The organism is Megasphaera hexanoica (assembly GCF_043520715.1).
GTDB classification, from domain to species: domain Bacteria; phylum Bacillota; class Negativicutes; order Veillonellales; family Megasphaeraceae; genus Megasphaera; species Megasphaera hexanoica.
Window position 1 is genome coordinate 202,350 of sequence record NZ_CP171361.1, and the last position, 19,936, is coordinate 222,285.

10 protein-coding genes and 3 rRNA genes are annotated in these 19,936 nt (G+C 49.6%); 2 read left to right on the forward strand and 11 right to left on the reverse strand.

The annotated features are described in order from the left end of the window. Positions 1-181 precede the first annotated feature (181 nt). Positions 182-574, forward strand: coding sequence for a hypothetical protein (locus tag ACGTIC_RS00955; protein ID WP_113856470.1), 393 nt, complete (start codon positions 182-184; stop codon positions 572-574). Between the two features lie 209 nt (positions 575-783). On the opposite strand, the gene rrf is transcribed toward ACGTIC_RS00955, so the two are convergent. From rrf to ACGTIC_RS00970, 3 genes are all read right to left on the reverse strand, one after another. After that, a 5S ribosomal RNA gene (gene rrf, locus ACGTIC_RS00960) occupies positions 784-900 on the reverse strand. Between the two features lie 61 nt (positions 901-961). Then, a 23S ribosomal RNA gene (locus tag ACGTIC_RS00965) occupies positions 962-3,873 on the reverse strand. Positions 3,874-4,070: 197 nt separating this feature from the next. Further along, positions 4,071-5,637: ribosomal RNA gene (locus tag ACGTIC_RS00970) — 16S ribosomal RNA — on the reverse strand. The 16S, 23S and 5S rRNA genes sit together here, the layout of an rRNA operon. Before the next feature lie 347 nt (positions 5,638-5,984). Here ACGTIC_RS00970 and ACGTIC_RS00975 point away from each other — a divergent pair. Continuing rightward, a complete protein-coding gene (locus ACGTIC_RS00975) occupies positions 5,985-6,917 on the forward strand; it encodes a DDE-type integrase/transposase/recombinase (protein WP_394522823.1) in 933 nt (310 codons plus the stop codon). A 231-nt stretch (positions 6,918-7,148) separates the two neighbouring features. Here ACGTIC_RS00975 and ACGTIC_RS00980 read toward each other — a convergent pair whose 3' ends face one another. From ACGTIC_RS00980 to ACGTIC_RS01015, 8 genes are all read right to left on the reverse strand, one after another. Continuing rightward, complete coding sequence (locus ACGTIC_RS00980) at positions 7,149-8,564, reverse strand: FAD-binding oxidoreductase (RefSeq protein ID WP_059076175.1); 1,416 nt, start codon at positions 8,562-8,564, stop codon at positions 7,149-7,151. A 55-nt stretch (positions 8,565-8,619) separates the two neighbouring features. After that, on the reverse strand, positions 8,620-9,588 hold the full coding sequence (locus tag ACGTIC_RS00985) for a bile acid:sodium symporter family protein (RefSeq protein WP_059076176.1): 969 nt from the start codon (positions 9,586-9,588) through the stop codon (positions 8,620-8,622). 298 nt (positions 9,589-9,886) lie between these two features. Further along, on the reverse strand, positions 9,887-10,600 hold the full coding sequence (locus ACGTIC_RS00990) for a GntR family transcriptional regulator (protein ID WP_162816188.1): 714 nt from the start codon (positions 10,598-10,600) through the stop codon (positions 9,887-9,889). A gap of 200 nt (positions 10,601-10,800) precedes the next feature. Next, entirely contained in the window at positions 10,801-13,281 is a 2,481-nt protein-coding gene (gene gyrA, locus ACGTIC_RS00995) for a DNA gyrase subunit A (protein ID WP_113855121.1), read from the reverse strand. 238 nt (positions 13,282-13,519) lie between these two features. After that, positions 13,520-14,845, reverse strand: coding sequence for an acetyl-CoA hydrolase/transferase C-terminal domain-containing protein (locus ACGTIC_RS01000; RefSeq protein WP_338086621.1), 1,326 nt, complete (start codon positions 14,843-14,845; stop codon positions 13,520-13,522). A 184-nt stretch (positions 14,846-15,029) separates the two neighbouring features. Next, positions 15,030-16,331 carry an acetyl-CoA hydrolase/transferase family protein gene (locus tag ACGTIC_RS01005; RefSeq protein ID WP_075581684.1) on the reverse strand — a complete coding sequence of 434 codons (1,302 nt, stop codon included), beginning with the start codon at positions 16,329-16,331 and terminating at the stop codon, positions 15,030-15,032. A 103-nt stretch (positions 16,332-16,434) separates the two neighbouring features. Next, positions 16,435-18,510: an elongation factor G gene (fusA, locus tag ACGTIC_RS01010; RefSeq protein WP_075581685.1), complete on the reverse strand. Its 2,076-nt coding sequence runs from the start codon at positions 18,508-18,510 to the stop codon at positions 16,435-16,437. A 91-nt stretch (positions 18,511-18,601) separates the two neighbouring features. After that, positions 18,602-19,831, reverse strand: coding sequence for a M20 family metallopeptidase (locus tag ACGTIC_RS01015; RefSeq protein WP_113855122.1), 1,230 nt, complete (start codon positions 19,829-19,831; stop codon positions 18,602-18,604). Positions 19,832-19,936 lie beyond the last annotated feature (105 nt).

The window sequence follows — 19,936 nt, forward strand, 5'->3', positions numbered from 1 at the left end:
TATGCATGGGACTGACAAGAAAAGGGTAACCGTTTTACATATGTATTTTGAATACAAAAGAATATAAGCCCTGCTGTTCATGGTATACTATACGTAGTAAAAGATTAACAGGAACTATGACGAATATAAGGGGAATGCTCTATATATCTGATAAAATCCATATGAAAAGGAGTATCCTGCCATGAAACAATGTCATCCTATACTACGCATGTTATTTTCCCTGATGATCCTATGTATAGTCTGTGTATCATCCCAAGCCGCCACGACAGCCCAGGACCAGGTATGGTGTCGCGATGTCTATGCCGAGCGACAGGAAAAGGAAGAAATAATCATCAGTGCAGAAGATTCCCTTCCTCATTCCTTTTATGGCATAAAAATAGGAGATAAAAAAAATACAGTTCTCCCAGCACTCAGGCCTGCGTTTTCATTTATGTATGAATTAAAGGAAATCGGCCATGCTTATCTTCTGTCCGATAAAGTATATCCAGATTATTATCTGACCGTCCTCTTTGACGAGCAGGATCAGGTATGGATGATACGATATCAAAGAAACTATAAATACGAATTAGCATAGCCGCAGAAAGGGTAGCCGTTAGCATTCAGCAGCCAGCGGCTAGTAGGAGAAAGGCCTCAGGCCGGAAAGGGCAGCAGCCAGCAGTTCACAGGCAGCCATCTAATGAACAGGACACCAGCCGTATTGGACTGGTGTCCTGTTTTCTTCACTTCCCACTAATCACGAACCACAAAAAAAAAGCACTAGCATAAGCTAGTGCTTTTTTCCCTAATCAGCGGCTTCCTATCCTCCCAGGGGGCTTCCCCCCAAGTACTTTCGGCGTTTGCGGGCTTAACTGCTGTGTTCGGCATGGGAACAGGTGGATCCCCGCAGCTATCGCCACTGAATTCTCTTGTCAGGGCCGTGCCCTGACAACTGTATAGAAAACGTATTCCTTACCTTACCTTTTAAGTCAAGTCCTCGGTCTATTAGTACCGGTCCGCTCCGTACATCACTGTACTTCCACTCCCGGCCTATCTACCACATCGTCTCTGTGGGACCTTACTTACTTGCGTAATGAGAAACCTCATCTCTAGGCTGGTTTCACGCTTAGATGCTTTCAGCGTTTATCCGTCCCCGACGTAGCTACCCAGCTGCACAACTGGCGTCATGACTGGTACACCATTGGTCGGTCCACTCCGGTCCTCTCGTACTAGGAGCAGCCCCTTTCAAGTTTCTTCCGCCCGCGATGGATAGGGACCGAACTGTCTCACGACGTTCTGAACCCAGCTCGCGTACCACTTTAATGGGCGAACAGCCCAACCCTTGGGACCTACTTCAGCCCCAGGATGTGATGAGCCGACATCGAGGTGCCAAACCTCCCCGTCGATATGGACTCTTGGGAGAGATAAGCCTGTTATCCCCAGGGTAGCTTTTATCCGTTGAGCGATGGCTATTCCACTCTATGCCACCGGATCACTAAGCCCGACTTTCGTCCCTGCTCGACCTGTCCGTCTCGCAGTCAAGCTCCCTTCTGCCTTTGCACTCTTCGTGCGGTTTCCGTCCGCACTGAGGGAACCTTTGGGCGCCTCCGTTGCTCTTTCGGAGGCGACCGCCCCAGTCAAACTGCCCGCCTGAGACTGTCCGCAAGCTCGTTACGCTTCTCGTTAGAATTCCAATAAAACAAGGTTGGTATCCCACCATCGGCTCCGCGAATACTGGCGTACTCGCTTCTCCGCCTCCCAACTATCCTGTACATCTCCTACCAGAATTCAATCTCAGGTTACAGTAAAGCTCCATGGGGTCTTTCTGTCCAGTCGCGGGTAACCTGCATCTTCACAGGTACTTCAATTTCACCGGGTCCCTCGTTGAGACAGTGCCCAAATCGTTACACCTTTCGTGCGGGTCGGAACTTACCCGACAAGGAATTTCGCTACCTTAGGACCGTTATAGTTACGGCCGCCGTTTACTGGGGCTTCAATTCTCTGCTTCGCTTGCGCTAACAAGTCCTCTTAACCTTCCAGCACCGGGCAGGTGTCAGCATCTATACGTCAGGTTTCCCTTTAGCAGACGCCTGTGTTTGTGGTAAACAGTCGCTTGGGCCTCTCTTCTGCCGCCTGCCTTAGCTCCGTGCGCTTCTGCACTTCACTGACTACAGGCTATCCTTTTCCCGAAGTTACGGATATATTTTGCCGAGTTCCTTAACGAGGGTTGTCCCGCGCACCTTAGAATTCTCTTCCTGCCTACCTGTGTCGGTTTCGGTACGGGTGCTGCCGTTCTCACTAGAAGCTTTTCTTGGCAATATAGTGCCGGCCCCTTCGCTTCTGTCTCCAGAAGCTCCCCATCACATCTCGGCCTTATGGAAGACGGATTTGCCTGTCTCCCGACCTACCTGCTTGGACGTGCTCTTCCAGTCGCACGCGCGCTTTCCTTCTTGCGTCACTCCGTCGCTCAAACAAACGGCTGCAGTACAGGAATCTCAACCTGTTGTCCATCTCCTACGCGTCTCCGCCTCGGATTAGGTCCCGACTTACCCTGGGTCGACGAGCGTTGCCCAGGAACCCTTAGGCTTTCGGTGGAAAGGATTCTCACCTTCCTTTTCGCTACTCATACCGGCATTCTCTCTTCCTGCCTGTCCACGGCTCCTTCCGGTACCGCTTCTCCCATGCAGGAACGCTCCCCTACCCATGTATCTACATACATGCCAAAGCTTCGGTTCCGTACTTCAGCCCCGGTCATCTTCGGCGCAGAGTCTCTCGACCAGTGAGCTATTACGCACTCTTTTAATGGTGGCTGCTTCTGAGCCAACATCCTGGTTGTTTTCGAAATTCCACATCCTTCACCACTTAGTACGGCATTGGGGACCTTAGCTGTTGGTCTGGGCTGTTTCCCTCTTGACTACGGGTCTTATTACTCGCAGTCTGACTCCCATGTATAAGTACAGCCATTCGCAGTTTGATTAGGTTCAGTAGCCGGATAGGCCCCTACCCTGTTCAGTGCTCTACCGCCTGTACTCTCTCCATGAGGCTAGCCCTAAAGCTATTTCGGGGAGAACCAGCTATCTCCACGTTCGATTGGCATTTCACCCCTACCCACATCTCATCCAAAAGCTTTTCAACGCTCACTGGTTCGGTCCTCCACACATTTTTACCTGTGCTTCAACCTGGACATGGGTAGATCACTGTGGTTTCGGGTCTACTCCCTCCAACTCATCGCCCTCTTCAGACTCGCTTTCGCTGCGGCTCCGCATTTCCTGCTTAACCTCGCTGGACGAAGTAACTCGCCGGTTCATTCTTCAATAGGCACGCCGTCGCACGTATATAGTGCTCCGACTGCTTGTAGACATACGGTTTCAGGTTCTCTTTCATTCCCCTCCCGGGGTTCTTTTCACCTTTCCCTCACGGTACTATGCGCTATCGGTCTATATCAGTGTTTCGCCTTGGAGGGTGGTCCCCCCTGCTTCCCACAAGGTTCCTCGTGTCTCGTGGTACTCTGGATCCTGCTCCCTGCATCTGCTTGCGCTTACGAGGCTCTCACTCTCTCTGGCTGAGCTTCCCAGCTCATTCTGCTTCGCTCGTGCAGTTTTCCGCAGTCCGCAACCCCGGATTGGTTTCCCATCCCGGTTTGGGCTCTGCCCCTTTCGCTCGCCGCTACTCAGGGTATCTCTTTTGATTCCTTTTCCTCCGGCTACTTAGATGTTTCAGTTCACCGGGTGCCCTTCCTCTTAAGAGGATGACGTGACTCCTCACGCCGGGTTTCCCCATTCGGACATCTGCGGGTCAAAGGTTACTTGCACCTCACCGCAGCTTATCGCAGCTTATCGCGTCCTTCTTCGGCTGATATAGCCAAGGCATCCGCCGTACGCCCTTACTTACTTGACTTGCTCTTTTTTTCTAAGGTTCGTTAAGTCTCTTTTCTTTTCAAAAAAGAGGTGTTTCTTCGTTTTCTATACAGTTGTCAAGGTACGTCTGAGAGGATGGCCTCTCAAAACTAAACAATGCTTCATACTCTGCCAGAATGCCGACCTAAGAATCGTCAGAAGTCTGACTTTCGTCTTCCTTCCGGCCTCTATCCCTAGAAAGGAGGTGATCCAGCCGCACCTTCCGATACGGCTACCTTGTTACGACTTCACCCCAATCATCGCCCCCACCTTCGACGGCTGGTTCCTTGCGGTTGCCTCACCGGCTTCGGGTGTGAATGACTTTCGTGGTGTGACGGGCGGTGTGTACAAGGCCCGGGAACGTATTCACCGCAGTATGCTGACCTGCGATTACTAGCGATTCCTCCTTCATGCAGGCGGGTTGCAGCCTGCAATCCGAACTGGGACTCTGTTTTTGGGGTTTGCTCCAGGTCGCCCTTTCGCTTCCCTCTATTAAGAGCCATTGTAGTACGTGTGTAGCCCAAGCCATAAGGGGCATGATGACTTGACGTCATCCCCGCCTTCCTCCGCATTGTCTGCGGCAGTCTCTCCTGAGTCCCCACCATCACGTGCTGGTAACAGAAGATAGGGGTTGCGCTCGTTGCGGGACTTAACCCAACATCTCACGACACGAGCTGACGACAGCCGTGCACCACCTGTTTTCTCGTCCTCCGAAGAGGAACTGGATATCTCTATCCATTGCGATCAATGTCAAGGCTTGGTAAGGTTCTTCGCGTTGCGTCGAATTAAACCACATACTCCACCGCTTGTGCGGGCCCCCGTCAATTCCTTTGAGTTTCAGCCTTGCGGCCGTACTCCCCAGGCGGGGTACTTATTGCGTTAACTCCGGCACAGAAGGGGTCGATACCTCCTACACCTAGTACCCATCGTTTACGGCCAGGACTACCGGGGTATCTAATCCCGTTCGCTCCCCTGGCTTTCGTGCCTCAGCGTCAGTTGTCGTCCAGAAAGCCGCTTTCGCCACTGGTATTCCTCCTAATATCTACGCATTTCACCGCTACACTAGGAATTCTGCTTTCCTCTCCGATACTCCAGTCTCCCAGTTTCCGTCCCCTCACGGGGTTGAGCCCCGCACTTTTAAGACAGACTTAAGAGACCGCCTGCGCACCCTTTACGCCCAATAATTCCGGACAACGCTTGCCACCTACGTATTACCGCGGCTGCTGGCACGTAGTTAGCCGTGGCTTTCTCTTACGGTACCGTCACAACAGGATGGTATTAGCATCCCGCCCGTTCGTCCCGTATAACAGAGCTTTACAACCCGAAGGCCGTCTTCACTCACGCGGCGTTGCTCCGTCAGACTTTCGTCCATTGCGGAAGATTCCCCACTGCTGCCTCCCGTAGGAGTCTGGGCCGTGTCTCAGTCCCAATGTGGCCGTTCATCCTCTCAGACCGGCTACTGATCGTCGCCTTGGTGGGCCGTTACCCCTCCAACCAGCTAATCAGACGCAAGCCCCTCCTGCAGCGATAGCATATTCAGAGGCCATCCTTTCAAGCTGCCCCCATGCGGGAGCTGCTTCGTATTCGGTATTAGCAGCCGTTTCCAGCTGTTGTCCCCATCTGCAGGGCAGGTTGCTTACGCGTTACTCACCCGTTTGCCACTCGATTCCATAAAAAGCAAGCTTTTCATGTCCTCTCGTTCGACTTGCATGTGTTAAGCACGCCGCCAGCGTTCGTCCTGAGCCAGGATCAAACTCTCCATGATATGTGAAGAGCACTAGCTCATTCTTACTATTGTTGGTTTGTTACTCATTGTTTGACGTTCTATCTCTAGAACCTCGCACTCTGGCGTTCATTCGTATGTTGCATTGTTCAGTTTTCAAAGGTCATCTGCCAGCCGCATGATTAAGATGAAGGAAGTTCATCGCTCATCGCGGCGACTCGTATATCTTAACAAACTCACAGGAGTTTGTCAAGCACTTTTTTTGAAATGCTTTTGAGAGGAGTGTAATGTGATAAGACATATGTTACAGAGATAAAAAGAAAAAAGAGAGAGCATTTGTTACAATAGGTTTAGCCAAAAACCAAAAAAGTAACAAGGAGGCTCCCTCTATGACTCATAGTATAACCGAAGAAATGAGATTTCGCCAGAGGTTATGTGAATATGCCAAGAAATACGGCGTTACCAAGGCGGCGAGGAAATACCAGACAAACAGGCAGTTCACCTATCGGCAGTTGAGCCGGTATGACGGAACGGTTCAAAGCCTGGCCCTGCGGTCGAGACGTCCACACAACAGTCCCAAGGCTCACACCGAAAAAGAACTGGATTTAATTAAACGGATGTTGAAAAGGAATGGAATCTACGGCTATGCAGAAGTCTATGTGCGATGCCGGAATCGAGGGTATACACGAAGTTTTGGCAGCATGTGCCGCCAGATACGCAAGAACGGATACAGACGACCGAGGATAAGGCGCAAGAGTTATGCCCGGTATGAGCGTCTGGACGGAAAATACCCTGGAGACAAAGTGCAGATCGATCTCAAGTACATTCCGAACGAGTGCATCAAATTTCCCCGCTATGGATACAGATACTACCAGATAACGGCGATAGACGAGTACAGCAGGAAACGGGTTCTTTCGGTCGTGAAGGAAAAGAGCACCTATGAGACGGTGAAGTTTCTGCACGTGCTGGAAGGACGGATGGGATTTAAAATCAAGACGATCCAGGTAGACAATGGCACGGAATTCGTCAACGACCATGAACAGACAGAACGGGAGAGCCCGTTCGAAAAGGCAGTCAGGGAACAGGGGATGAAGCTGTGGAGGACGCGGCCCTACTCGCCATGGCAGAACGGCAAGGTAGAGAGAAGCCACCGGGAAGACGGGAAGATTCTGTACGGCCGCAGGGTCTTCACAAGCGAGAAAGAGCTCAAGGAGCAAGTGGCAAAGCACGAAAAGCGCTATAACAGCACGGCCAAGACATCCCTTGCATTCAAAAGCCCGAACCAAGTTGTAACAGAGTATTTCTCACATTCTGGTGTGTAACATATGTCTTGACAATCAAGATTTTTTTGAAATGCTTTTGAGAGGAGGAAGGGAACCTTCCCGTCCGCTCAACAGCTTGTTTAGTATATCCCACTCTTCCCTTCTTGTCAAGGAATTTTTTTACATCTCTGAAAAAAAAGCACCTGCAGGCGTCCGTTTTAGACGCCTGCAGGTGCTTCGGGATATCTATTTCATGCATGGAGGGGTAGATACTATATGATAGAAACTGCATCAGATGCTGTCTTCCAAATCGACAATCTTAGCCGGATTGAGGATATCGTTCGGATCCAGCGCTTTCTTGATTGCCCGGATCATCTTGTATTCACCCGGCGGGGTGCAGCGTTTGAAATCAACGAGTTTCTTATAGCCGATACCGTGTTCACCAGACATCTTGCCACCCAGTGCATATACTTTTTCAAAGAGGTCTTCATGGAAACCGGCCATCTTCTTCATCCAGTCTTCCGGTGATAAACCATCTTTATTAAGCGGCAGCACGTGGATATTGCCATCGCCGATATGAGCCGATGTTACCGTATAGATTCCGTGTTTTTCTTCCAGTCCTGGTACTTCCGCCGTAATTTCAGCAATCTTGTCGAGAGGTACGACGAAATCTTCTGCTACGAACATGATGTCGATATCGCGGGCTGCTTCAGCAAACTGCCGGCGGCATCCCCAGATACGGTCATCCGCCTGGATGACATCGACGGCGCCCATATCATCACAGAGATCACTGATTTTTTCCATCTTCTTGTCTAGTTCATCTTCATCAAACGATTCTACGGTGATGATGACATAGCAGCAGTTTTCTTCTACATGGGGCAACGTTACTTTGCAGAAATTGCTGCACATCTTCAGCGCTTTATTATCCATGTATTCGATACTGGTAGGTTCGATACCGGCCTTCAAAATCTTATTCGGCAGGGCAAATGCTTTGGCATCTTCATTAAAGATTGCTACCAGGTCAAATTTATACGGCGGCAGAGGACGTAATTTCAGCGTAATTTCTGTTACAACGCCCAGCGTACCTTCCGACCCGCAAATAAGTTGTTCCAGGCAGTAGCCGGTCGAGCATTTCTGCAACCGCGCTCCGACATCTACGATATCACCCGTCGGGGTAACGATTTTCATGCCATAAATCTGATTCCGTGTCGTCCCGTATTTTACAGCCTTGTTGCCACCGGCATTGGTTGCTACGTTACCGCCGATCTGGCAGCTGTCAGCACTGCAGGGATCGCCGGCATATAAGAGCCCCCGCTGTTTGCATTCCTGCTGGATAACGCTCGTCCGGACACCGGTCTGGACAACAGCATAGAGATTATCTTCATCGATTTTGAGGATCTTATCCATCTTATCCAGTTCCATGACGATACCGTGATAGACAGGAATGGCACCACAAGCAACACCAGAACCAGCAGCACGGGGCGTAATCGGTACGAGGTACTTGTTCGCCAGTTTGATGACAGCTGCTACTTCTTCCGTCGTTTTCGGGAATACGACTACTTCGGGAGTACGGAACCAATAGGGATTGCCTTCTTCATCGGTCTGATACGTCTGCAATTTTTCCGGATCTACCGTTACGCCTTTTTCTCCCAGTACTTGTTTCAGTTCGTCCAATAATTCTGCCGATACCTTATTAAATCTTGCCATAACCTATCTCTCCTTCCTATATAAATGCCTCATATACTGCGGCATAATATCCATGTCAATGAGCGGTTCCCTGTGCAGGGGGAGCTGCTTCCGCTGCATCTTCTGTTTTGTTCCCCCAAAGTGATGCAACAAAGGAGCAAAATACAGTCGTCCAGACAACACCGATAGCTCCCGGAATTGCCGACATGGGATCAAAATATGTAATCCCCAGGGTAACTGCCAGCGCCGTATTCTGTACGCCAACGATAAAAGTCATCGCTTTCCGTTTCGGAGCTTTCATGCGCAGCAGGCGGGCTACAGTATATCCGATAGCCAGGCCAATACCTGTATACAGTACCAATGTCAGGGCAGCCATTCCGGCTACAGCCTGCAGCCGTTCTACGTTGAGTGCTACAATGACGGAAATAATACAAACGATAGCAGCTACCGTTGCCAGCGGCACGACTTTCAGAATGACCGGCATTTGTTTTTCAAAGAATTTATGAATCAGAAGTCCCAGCGCAATCGGAATAATGACGATTTTAATGATACTCATAAACAGGCCTACCGCATCAATAGGCAGGTATTTGCCGACATAAAAGAGAAGCAGCATAGGCATGACGACAGGCGCTACGATGGTGCTCAGGCTCGATACCGTTACGGCCAGAGCCTTATCGCCTTTAGCCAGGAATGTCATGACGTTGGAAGACGTCCCCGTCGGCGTACAGCCCAGAAGTACGAGGCCTACAGTCAGCATCGGGTCCAGATTAAATATGGTTCCCAGTCCCAATCCGACGAGAGGCATAAACGCATACAGTGTCACGATACCGACGATGACATCCTTTGGCCGAGTCAGAACCAGCTTGAAATCATTAGGCGTCATAGAAAGACCCATGCTCAGCATGATAATGCCCAGGAACCAGGGAATCGTCCCGCCGTAGGGTTTAAATGGCGTCGGCACAAAATATGCAAATACGGCACATAAAATGACCCACAGCGTTACATACTTAGTTACAAATTTTACGAACTTTTCGAACCCAGTCATGCTTCATACCTCCTTACACATAAAATGATACCTGAAAACATAAATCCTTACTGAATTTAATTATTACCGTATCGAATTTCTTTTATGCGTTTATGTTAACATTATCCAATTAAAGAGTCAAACTCTGACCAGTATGACGTTTGTGTTCATTTTATTTTTCTCATTTGGGCCTTTTTTTCGTCCATTTTCGTATAAATTATTACATTCTGATTGTTTTTCTTTCATTTTTCAATAAAAAAATCTGGCAAAATGTCTAAATAAATTAATATTTTGCCAGATAATTTCTTATTTTTTTATTTTATGTTGGTGAAAATAGGCCTTTTTTATTGAATTCCTGATTGTTTTCAGCAGGAAACTTGCGTTTAAACTCAGCACGGGCCAGAGCGAGATGCCGCCGCATAATCGCTTCCGCCATTCCCTGGTCCCGCATTTTTAAAATATCACAAATCGTCAGATGTTCCGTTCCGACGACTTCAAAATATCCCGACGGTGGATCATAATTCAGATAGCTCCTATAGCGGTACAACTTATATTTAATATGTTCATAAAACTCTTCCAGCAAAGGATGATCCGCCAGATGGACAATACGGGAATGAAATTGATATTCCAGGTCTACAACATCTATATACCGGTGCTGCAAATTCCCGCTCTTTACACAGATGTGCTGAAGCTGTCCTGCTATATCATACAATACATCCAGATCCGTATCTTTTATGGCAACAGCAGCCCGGCCTGCTGCATAGGGCTCAATCAGTTCCGATAATTCAGCAATATCTGTATATTCCTTTTCCGAAAACGCGGCGACCCTGTATCCCGGCTGGCGGACAACATATGAATTGTGCATGAGCCTGGTCAGGGCATTTTTGACAGGAGAGCGGCTGACACCCAGTAATTCGGCAATGGTACTTTCATTGACCCGGCTGCCCGGAGCCATACGGAAACTGACAATTTCCTGCAGTAAAATGTCATACACTATATCACTAAGAGATAAGAATGGATTTCGTTTCCTCATACGTTCAACCGACTGCTTGTCCACTTTGTTCACCCCATTACCGCTATAATCAGTTACTATTTTATCATAATCTGTACCGGTAAAAGAGTCAGGAAATCACAGTATATCCAAATGTATCAAAATCGGTATAGAACAAGTCATAATGTTTCATTTTTTGCATAGAAAAAGGGCGCCTCAAGAGGCGCCACTTTCGCTATATCTTATTTTTGTTGAAATAAATCTCCCTGAGATGGTGATTCTTCATCTTCGCCGTCGATGGCTATCGTATCGAGGGCCGCTACCTTGTCGTCTTCTTCCAGTTTCTGGATTTTGACGCCTGAGGTAATCTTACCTTTTTTGATGCCAATGCTTTCCACATCGGTGCGGATGACGATACCATTGCCGGTAATGAGCATCAGTTCCTGATCATCGCGGACTACTTCGACGCCGACGACATCGCCGGTTTTCTCAGTAATCTTGAAGTTCTTAACACCCTTGCCGCCACGGTTCTGTACCTTGTAGGCTTCTACGTTATTGCGCTTGCCAAACCCTTCTTCACTGACTGTGAGGACCTGGCAGCCCGGTGCGAGGATATCTGCTCCGATGACCATATCACCAGGAGCCAGATCAATACCACGGACACCGCGGGTATTGCGCCCCATAGGACGGACATCGTCTTCATTGAAGCAGATAGCCATCCCCAGTTTCGTTGCCAGGATGATATTCTGTCCTCCCGTCGTAAGGCGTACCTTAGCCAAGTGATCTCCTTCGACGAGGGAAATGGCAATGAGGCCATTGCGACGGACGTTCTTGAATTCCTGCAGTTCCGTCTTTTTGACCCGGCCTTGTTCCGTAGCCATAAAGAGGTTCATGGACGGATCCACCTGATCGAGATCAATCAGGGCATTTACTTTTTCCCCACTATCTAGAGGCAGCAGGTTGATTGCCGCGATTCCCTTGGAATTCCGGCTGTTTGCTTCGGGGATTTCATATGCCTTGAGACGGTAAACACGGCCCAGGTTGGTAAAGAAGAGTACCGTGTTCAGCGACGAGGTATAGAGCAGATGATTGACTGCATCTTCATCTTTCGTACCCATTCCCTTGATGCCGCGGCCGCCTTTATTCTGTGTATGGTAGACGTTGGCATTGATGCGTTTGATATATCCACGGCGTGTCAGTGTCAGGACCATGCGTTCATCAGGAATCATATCTTCCACGCCGAATTCCGACGTATCAGCTACAATCTGAGTACGCCGCGGATCAGCAAACTTCTTCTTAGCATCGAGGAGTTCATCTTTGACAATACCCATGATTTTATGCGTATCGGAAAGGACATCGCGCAGGTAGGCAATGCGTTCTTCCAGTTCCTTGTATTCTTGTTCGATTTTTTCCCGTTCCAATCCGGTCAGGCGGCGCAGACGCATATCGAGGATGGCCACCGACTGCTTTTCGCTCAGGCCGAACTTGCTCATGAGAGACGTCTTGGCAATTTCATCTGTCTGGGATTCGCGGATCGTCCGGATAACCTCGTCAATATGGTCGAGGGCAATGAGCAGACCCTCCAATATATGGGCACGGGCCAGTGCCTTTTCCAGTTCAAATTTGCACCGTCTGGTTATGACATCCTGCTGATGAGCCAAGTAATAATGCAGTACTTGTTTCAGCGTCAGGACGCGTGGATGCCCATCGACAAGCGCCAGCATAATAACGCCAAACGTTTCCTGTAATTGTGTATGTTTATACAATTTATTCAGGACGATATCCGGATTGGCATCGGCCCGCAGTTCGATAACGATGCGCAGACCCTTGCGGTCCGATTCATCGCGCAGGGCAGTAATGCCGTCGATTTCCTTGTTGCGGGACAATTCGGCAATCGTTTCGATGACCCGGGCCTTGTTGACCTGATAAGGGATTTCCGAAACGACAATACGGTGCTTGCCTTTATTCATCGGTTCGATTTCCGCACAGGAACGCATCTTGATACTGCCCCGGCCCGTCGAATACGCCTTGATAATGCCGTCACGGCCCATGATTTTAGCACCCGTCGGGAAATCAGGACCCTGGATTTTCGTCATTAATTCTTCCAGGCTGGCTTCAGGGTTATCGATGAGCATGACACAGCCGTCGATGACTTCACCCAGATTATGGGGTGGGATGTTCGTCGCCATACCGACGGCAATGCCAGCCGAGCCGTTAACCAGCAGATTCGGGATTTTAGAAGGAAGGACCGTCGGTTCCTGGAGAGACCCGTCATAGTTAGGCATGAAATCGACCGTATCCTTGTCGATATCTTCCAGCATTTCGCCGGTAATCTTGGCCATGCGGACTTCTGTATAACGCATAGCAGCCGCCGAATCACCATCGACAGAACCGAAGTTGCCGTGACCATCTACCAGGGGATAACGGGTAGAAAAATCCTGGGCCAGGCGGACCGTTGCATCGTATACCGAGCTGTCACCATGGGGATGATATTTACCTAAAACTTCACCGACGATACGTGCTGATTTCTTATATGGCTTGTTCGGCGTCATGCCGGCTTCGTGCATCGCATACAAAATACGGCGGTGAACAGGTTTCAACCCATCGCGCACGTCCGGCAGGGCACGCGTGATGATAACGCTCATCGCATAATCGATGTACGAGGTCTGCATTTCACTTTCCAGACAAACCGGCAAAATTTTGTCAACGTTTTGTTCGTCCACAATGTCACCTCATATATAATAAAAAAATAATCGCTTATATATACTTATATATAGAGCATCTGTACTATTATACCAAAAATCAGAGGAAATAGATAGGTAAATAACCCAAATAGCCAAAAAGCGCCTTGCCGGGCCGTTTAGGAGGAATTTTAAAGCAAATGTATAGAGACTGCAGCAAAAGAGCCCTAAAAGCTCATTTTGTTACAGTCTCTGTCAGATTCTGTAAAATTAACACTAATTACCGTTTATTGCTCTTGCGCCAGATATGCATCTTGTCCGCTTCTTTGATGAGTTCGTCCCGGAAATCGGGGTGTGCCAGGCCGATAAGGGCTTCTGCGCGCTGCCAGGTCGATTTACCCATGAGGTTGACCATGCCGTATTCTGTCGCAATCCAGTGCGTCTGGGAACGGGGATCGGTGACAGTCGTACCGGCTTTCAGGATGGGGCTGATGTTGGACGTAACCGTACCGGTCTTTTTATCCGTATGGGTCGCGTGCATGGCGATGATGGACTTACCGCCTCTGGACCGGTAGGCACCGTCGGTGAAGTCCAGCTGGCCGCCGCTGCCACTGATCTGGTGGGTCCCCATGGATTCGGCCGATACCTGGCCATAGAGGTCTACTTCGATGCAACTGTTGATGGAAATAAAATTATCAATCTGTCCGATAACAGCCGGATCATTTACATAATCGATGGGAAAGGTTGCCAGAGCAGGATTGTCATCTACCCAGTCATATAAATCCTGAGAACCAAGGGCAAAGGCAAAGACCCCTTTATCACGGTTCAGGTTTTTGACTTTATTCGTCAGTCTGCCTTCCTTAGCCATAAGGTAGAATGCGTCGACGAGCATTTCTGTATGGACACCCAGATCTTTCAAATCCGATTTGGCAATCATAGCGCCTACACTGTTAGGCAGCCCGCCAATGCCCAGCTGCAATGTTGCCCCATCGGGAATGGCTTCGACGATATAAGAAGCTATTTTCTGATCGATATCGTTTCCAAGGACGAAAGGAATAGTCGGCACTGGCACATCGGGCGCTTCGACGATGGCATCGACGTCAGAAATATGGATGGCTTCCCCACGGCCGCCAAGACAGCGCGGCATATGCGGATTGACTTCGACGATGACTTTTTTAGCCTTTTTCGTAATAGCCTCGGTCACGGCCGCACAAAGGCCAAAGTTAAAATATCCGTGTTTATCCATAGGCGCTACAGTAATCATCGCCACATCGACATCAATGATATTGCGGTAAATCGACGGTTCATTACGGAAACACATAGGATTAAAAAACATGCGTGACTGTGCTGCCAGCTTGCGGTCATATCCGCTGAGATGCCAGTTCATGACGGTAAAAGTATCGCAATCGGGGTCGCATTCGCATACCTGGCGGGGAAACAGGGACATGGTTTCCCGTACTTTAATATCATGTAACTCATCTTTGCGGCCCGCCAGTGCTTTATCGAGCAGTACCGGCTGGGAGGTCGTCATGCCATAATCGACCCAGTCGCCGTCTTTTACAAGGGTAACTGCTTGTTCCGGAGTCGTCAGTTTTTGTTTATACATATCCGTCCATTCTGACATTCTGTTCACCAAACCTTTCACAATATATGCGGTCTGTACCGCATCAACCACAACAGAGATATTGTTCTAAAATTCACATGTACAGTATAGCTTATTAAAACGTTTTACGCAAGATATCTATGCAAAATCCATATTCATGTTGTGTGTTATACGCAATGCTCGCATATTAGATCAGGATATGCATTTTTTTAGCAGCAAAGGTCAGCTCTTCCCGGAATTTCGGATGGGCAATGGAAATCAGGGCTTTTGTCCGCTGAGAAAGGGTTTTCCCCCGTAATTTGGCGATGCCGTATTCTGTAACGACGTAATCAATATCATTTTTACTCGTCGAAACGATGGCTCCCGGCGTCAGTGTCGGCACGATTTTGCTGATAGTGCCTCCTTTTGCCGTAGAGGGGAAAGCAATAAAGCTTTTTCCGCCCGGTGAGCAGATGGCACCGCGCACGTAATCAGCCTGGCCACCTGTACCAGATATATGCCGCGTTCCTGTCGATTCAGAGCAGGCCTGACCAAAGAAATCAACTTCAATAGCCGCATTGACAGAAATAAAGTCCGGATGGCGGGCGATGACTGCCGGGTCATTGACATAATCGACAGGTAACATGAGAAATGCCGGATTGTCATCAATAAAATCGTAAATACGCTGAGAACCAAAGGTCAGGGTTGCCACAGTCTTTCCCCGGTGAATCGGTTTTCTAGTATTGGTGACAGCCCCGCATTCAATGAGTTCTACCATGCTGTCTGTAAACAGTTCTGTATGGATTCCCAGATCATGCTTATCCTTGAGGGCCAGACCCACGGCTTCTGGTACAGCGCCGATACCAAGCTGCAGTGTCGCTCCGTCAGGCACTTCTTCGGCAATATAACCGCCGATAGTACGGCTGATTTCATCAATCTGTACCGGCGGCACGATAGGCAGGGCATGGGACGTTTCACACAGTCCATCGACCTGTGAAATATGGATTTGCGGCGCCGTGAGTACCCGCGGCAGCTGATCATTGACTTCCAGATAAATATGGCGGGCTTTCCGGATCATGGCGGCACTGCAGGAACCGCTCAGGCTGGTGCTGAAATACCCGTGCTTATCCATAGGAGATACCTGGGCAAAGAACGCATCAATGTCGATATATCGTTCAAACAGTCCCGGCGCATCGTGGTAATAGCAGGGCATGATGTCGCAGCGTCCTTCGTTGGCCGCTTTACGCAGGCCGCCACCGGAAAACCAGGTAACAGGCGTAATATTCGGATAGGCTTCGGAAGATAAGGTCCCCAGCGGCGTCACATCGAGCAGAGTATGACAGGTCACATCCTGTATATCCCCGGCAGCGGCCCGTTTTCCCAGAGCATCGGCCAGGACCGGCGGGATGGCTCCTGAAATATCAGCACAACAGGACCAGCCCGATTCCACACAGGCGGCAATCTGTTCCGGCGTTTTTTTCTTATCGGCATATTCTTGCATTACATCCATGATAATTTCTCCTTTCACTAAAAAATCAGCATTGCTATGATTTCACTACCCAAAAGAAATCCCCGCCGCACACAATATGCGGCGAGGATACGTGAGGAGGGATTTATTCTTCCTTACCAGCCTGTGAAGCGGCAATGATTTCATCCATTGTCTTTTTCGGTACTTCTTCATAATCAAAGAAGGACATGTTGAATGTACCTTTCCCCTGTGTCATGGAGCGCAAAATCGTCACATAGCCGCTCATTTCGGCCAGAGGTACCTGTGCTTTGACTACAATCAGGTTCTTATGGCTGGGATGATGTTCCATGCCGAGGATCCGTCCGCGGCGGCCGCTGAAGTCGCCCATGACATCACCCATATATTCTTCCGGCACGATGACATCGACATTATAAACCGGTTCGAGAATAGCCGGTTTCGCTTCGGGCACGCCTTTCTTCAGCGCCAGTGCTGCCGCTACTTTAAAGGCCATTTCCGACGAATCGACAGGATGATAGGACCCGTCTTCCAGGGTGACCTTGACGTGGATCATAGGATACCCGGCAATGAGTCCTTTTTCCAACGTTTCTTTTACGCCCTTTTCGACAGCCGGGATATACTGGCGCGGCACAGCCCCGCCGAAGATGGCGTCGACAAATTCGAAGTCTTCCCCATTGGTAAGGGGTTCCAGTTTGAGTTTGACATGACCGTACTGACCATGACCACCACTTTGCTTCTTATGCTTGCCTTCTACTTCCGTAACGCCGTTGATGGTTTCCCTGTACGGAATATATACCGGTTTGAGGATACCTTTGACGCCGTATTTGCGTTCCATCTTATTCATGATGTGTTCCAGATGGACGTCGCCCATGCAGCGGACGAGTATCTGCTTGCCTTCGGCATTCTTTTCCACCTGGCAGGTAGGATCTTCTTCACTGATTTTTGAAAGAGCCGTCATCAGTTTTTCTTCGTCGCCTTTCTTTTCCGGAACCATGGCGACCGTATGGAGCGGATTGGGGAAGCGGATTGGATCATATTCAACAGGGAATTCTGCCGTAGCAAAAGTATCACCTGTACGGGCATGAGCCAGTTTCGGAATGACGACGATATCACCAGCAATGGCGTCTTTGACCGGTACCTGTTCCTTGCCGACCAGGGTAAACATCTTGCCCAGCTTTTCTTCCGTATCCTGGGTCACGTTATACAGCTTATCCCCTTCTTTGAGTTCGCCGGAGAAAATGCGGACATAACTCAGTTTCCCGGCAAAGGGGTCGATGAGTGTCTTAAATACAAATCCCGTAAACAGCTTGTTGGGATATACCATAACCGGTTCGCCCGTCTTTTTATCCGTTCCCATCATGACCTTCTGGGATGCGTCCGGCATATAGCGGATGATACGCCCCAAAAGTTCCGTCGTTCCGATATGATGGACTGCACTGCCGCACATGACCGGGCATACCCGGCCGGTCAGCATGCCCTGGCGCAGGCCCTGGCGCAGTTCGTCGATGGTCAGTTCTTCCCCTTCCAGGTATTTTTCCAGCAGTTCGTCGTCGCCTTCTGCAGCGGCTTCCATGCACATTTCACGAACTTCACGGGCTTTAGGCATATATTCTGCCGGCACTTTGATTTCTTCGGCCTTGCCTTCTTTCCATTCCCAGGCAATCATTTTGCAGACATCGATGATGCCACGGAAATCATTGCCTTCTCCGATCGGAATCTGAAGGGGCATAATGGATTTGCCGAAAACAGCGCGCATCTTTTCGAGGCAGCCAAAGAAATCGGCGTTTTCAGCATCCATTTTATTGACATAAATCATGCGCGGCAGCTGTAGTTCTACGCCGTAATCCCAGGCGCGTTCCGTATCCATTTCTACACCGGCATCGGCCGAAACGACCATGAGGATACCATCAGCAGCCCGCAGGGCAGCACGGACTTCACCACAGAATTCGGAATACCCCGGCGTATCGATGAAATTCAGCTTGTATCCCTGCCATTCACAGGGCGCGATACCGAGCTGGATCGTCACATTACGCTTGATTTCTTCCGGTTCAAAGTCCATGATGTGTTTGTTGTCCTTGCCCACACCGACGGCATCAACGGCTCCGCAGGCAAGCAACAGGGATTCGACGACGGCCGTCTTGCCGGCTCCGTCATGGGAGAGTACAGCCACGTTGCGGATCTTGTCACTAGCATATTCTTTCATAAATAAATCGCCTCCTAAAAATCACGTTATTATATATATTCGTGATGAGGAGGCGATTTCCTTTTTTATTTATGATTTTTTTCTAACTTATCTATGCTTTATGCGCCGCATCCGGTGCAATGATGCCAGCATCCTGATTGGAAAGCGCTGCCAGCGTGAGCGATGTCATGAGCTCCATCCCAAAAGGCAGGCAGTTTTCATCGGCAGCGAAATGAGAATTATGGAGCGGCCACACAGGTTTTCCCGGAGCCGTTGCCCCGAGCCACAAAAAAGCACCGTTATACGCTTTGAGATAGCCGGAGAAATCTTCTGCCGTCATAGCCGGTTCCCTTACATCTCCCAGAGCATCCCCCCCAAACCGGGTGTGCACGACATCCTTGATAAACTCTGCCTGTTCTGCATCATTAAAGACCGCATCATACCCCCGGTCGTACTGAAGCGTACTGTCCGTGCCGAGCATCGTATCGAGGCCACTCAGCAGACGCTTCAGCTTATCTTCCACCATATCCTGAGCTTCTTTGTGATAAGTCCGGCAGGTTCCTTCGATGACGACCTCATCAGCCACGATATTATAGCGCGTGCCGCCGTGGATGGTGCCAAAGGTGAGTACTGCCGGATAGAGTGGGTTGATCTGACGGCTGATGATATTCTGTACTGCCGTCAGAAACTGACCGGCCGCCACTATTGCATCGGTACCGCGATGCGGCATAGCGGCGTGACTGGCCTTGCCACAGATAGTGACCGTCACGTGATCTGAAGCCGCCATCATAGGACCGGCCAGAATCCCGACCTGACCAGTGGGAAGTCCGGGCCACACATGAAGGCCATACACGGCATCAGTACCTTCGAGGATTCCCGACTTGACAATGGCTTTAGCCCCGCCATCGGGAGATTTTTCTTCTGCCGGCTGGCCAATAAAAATAACCGTACCGGCAAAGGTATCTTTCATCGCCGTGAGAACACGGGCCGTGCCGAGGAGAATCGATGTATGGGCGTCATGGCCGCAGGCATGCATGATACCGGGTGTTTCTGAAGCAAAAGATAGTCCCGTTTCTTCCGTGACCGGCAGGGCATCCATATCGGCCCGCAGGGCAATCGTAAGCCCCTTTCCCTTCCCGCCGTGGAGAATACCCACGACAGCATGTATTCCACCTACTTCTTCATGCACTTCTAATCCAAGACTGCGGAATTCCGCAGCTACCAGGGCCGCCGTCCCCTCTTCATGGTATGAAAGTTCCGGGTGGGCATGAATCGTACGGCGGAGCTCACATACGTGGGGCGTATATTTTTCAACTAACTGTTTTATCATATCTTGTGTCATTTTCCTGTTCCCCCTTTTATTTTTCAGGAAATATCACTATAATAGTAATATTAGACATGAATATATGCATAATGTAAAAATGGCTGTCCCGCCATTTTGGTTAAT

Bases quoted from the DNA above. Each gene is read 5' to 3' on its own strand.
- ACGTIC_RS00955 (WP_113856470.1), top strand. From the start codon at position 182: ATGAAACAATGTCATCCTATACTACGCATGTTATTTTCCCTGATGATC.
- ACGTIC_RS00975 (WP_394522823.1), top strand. From the start codon at position 5,985: ATGACTCATAGTATAACCGAAGAAATGAGATTTCGCCAGAGGTTATGT.
- ACGTIC_RS00980 (WP_059076175.1), bottom strand. From the start codon at position 8,564: ATGGCAAGATTTAATAAGGTATCGGCAGAATTATTGGACGAACTGAAA.
- ACGTIC_RS00985 (WP_059076176.1), bottom strand. From the start codon at position 9,588: ATGACTGGGTTCGAAAAGTTCGTAAAATTTGTAACTAAGTATGTAACG.
- ACGTIC_RS00990 (WP_162816188.1), bottom strand. From the start codon at position 10,600: ATGAGGAAACGAAATCCATTCTTATCTCTTAGTGATATAGTGTATGAC.
- ACGTIC_RS01000 (WP_338086621.1), bottom strand. From the start codon at position 14,845: ATGTATAAACAAAAACTGACGACTCCGGAACAAGCAGTTACCCTTGTA.
- ACGTIC_RS01005 (WP_075581684.1), bottom strand. From the start codon at position 16,331: ATGGATGTAATGCAAGAATATGCCGATAAGAAAAAAACGCCGGAACAG.
- fusA (WP_075581685.1), bottom strand. From the start codon at position 18,510: ATGAAAGAATATGCTAGTGACAAGATCCGCAACGTGGCTGTACTCTCC.
- ACGTIC_RS01015 (WP_113855122.1), bottom strand. From the start codon at position 19,831: ATGACACAAGATATGATAAAACAGTTAGTTGAAAAATATACGCCCCAC.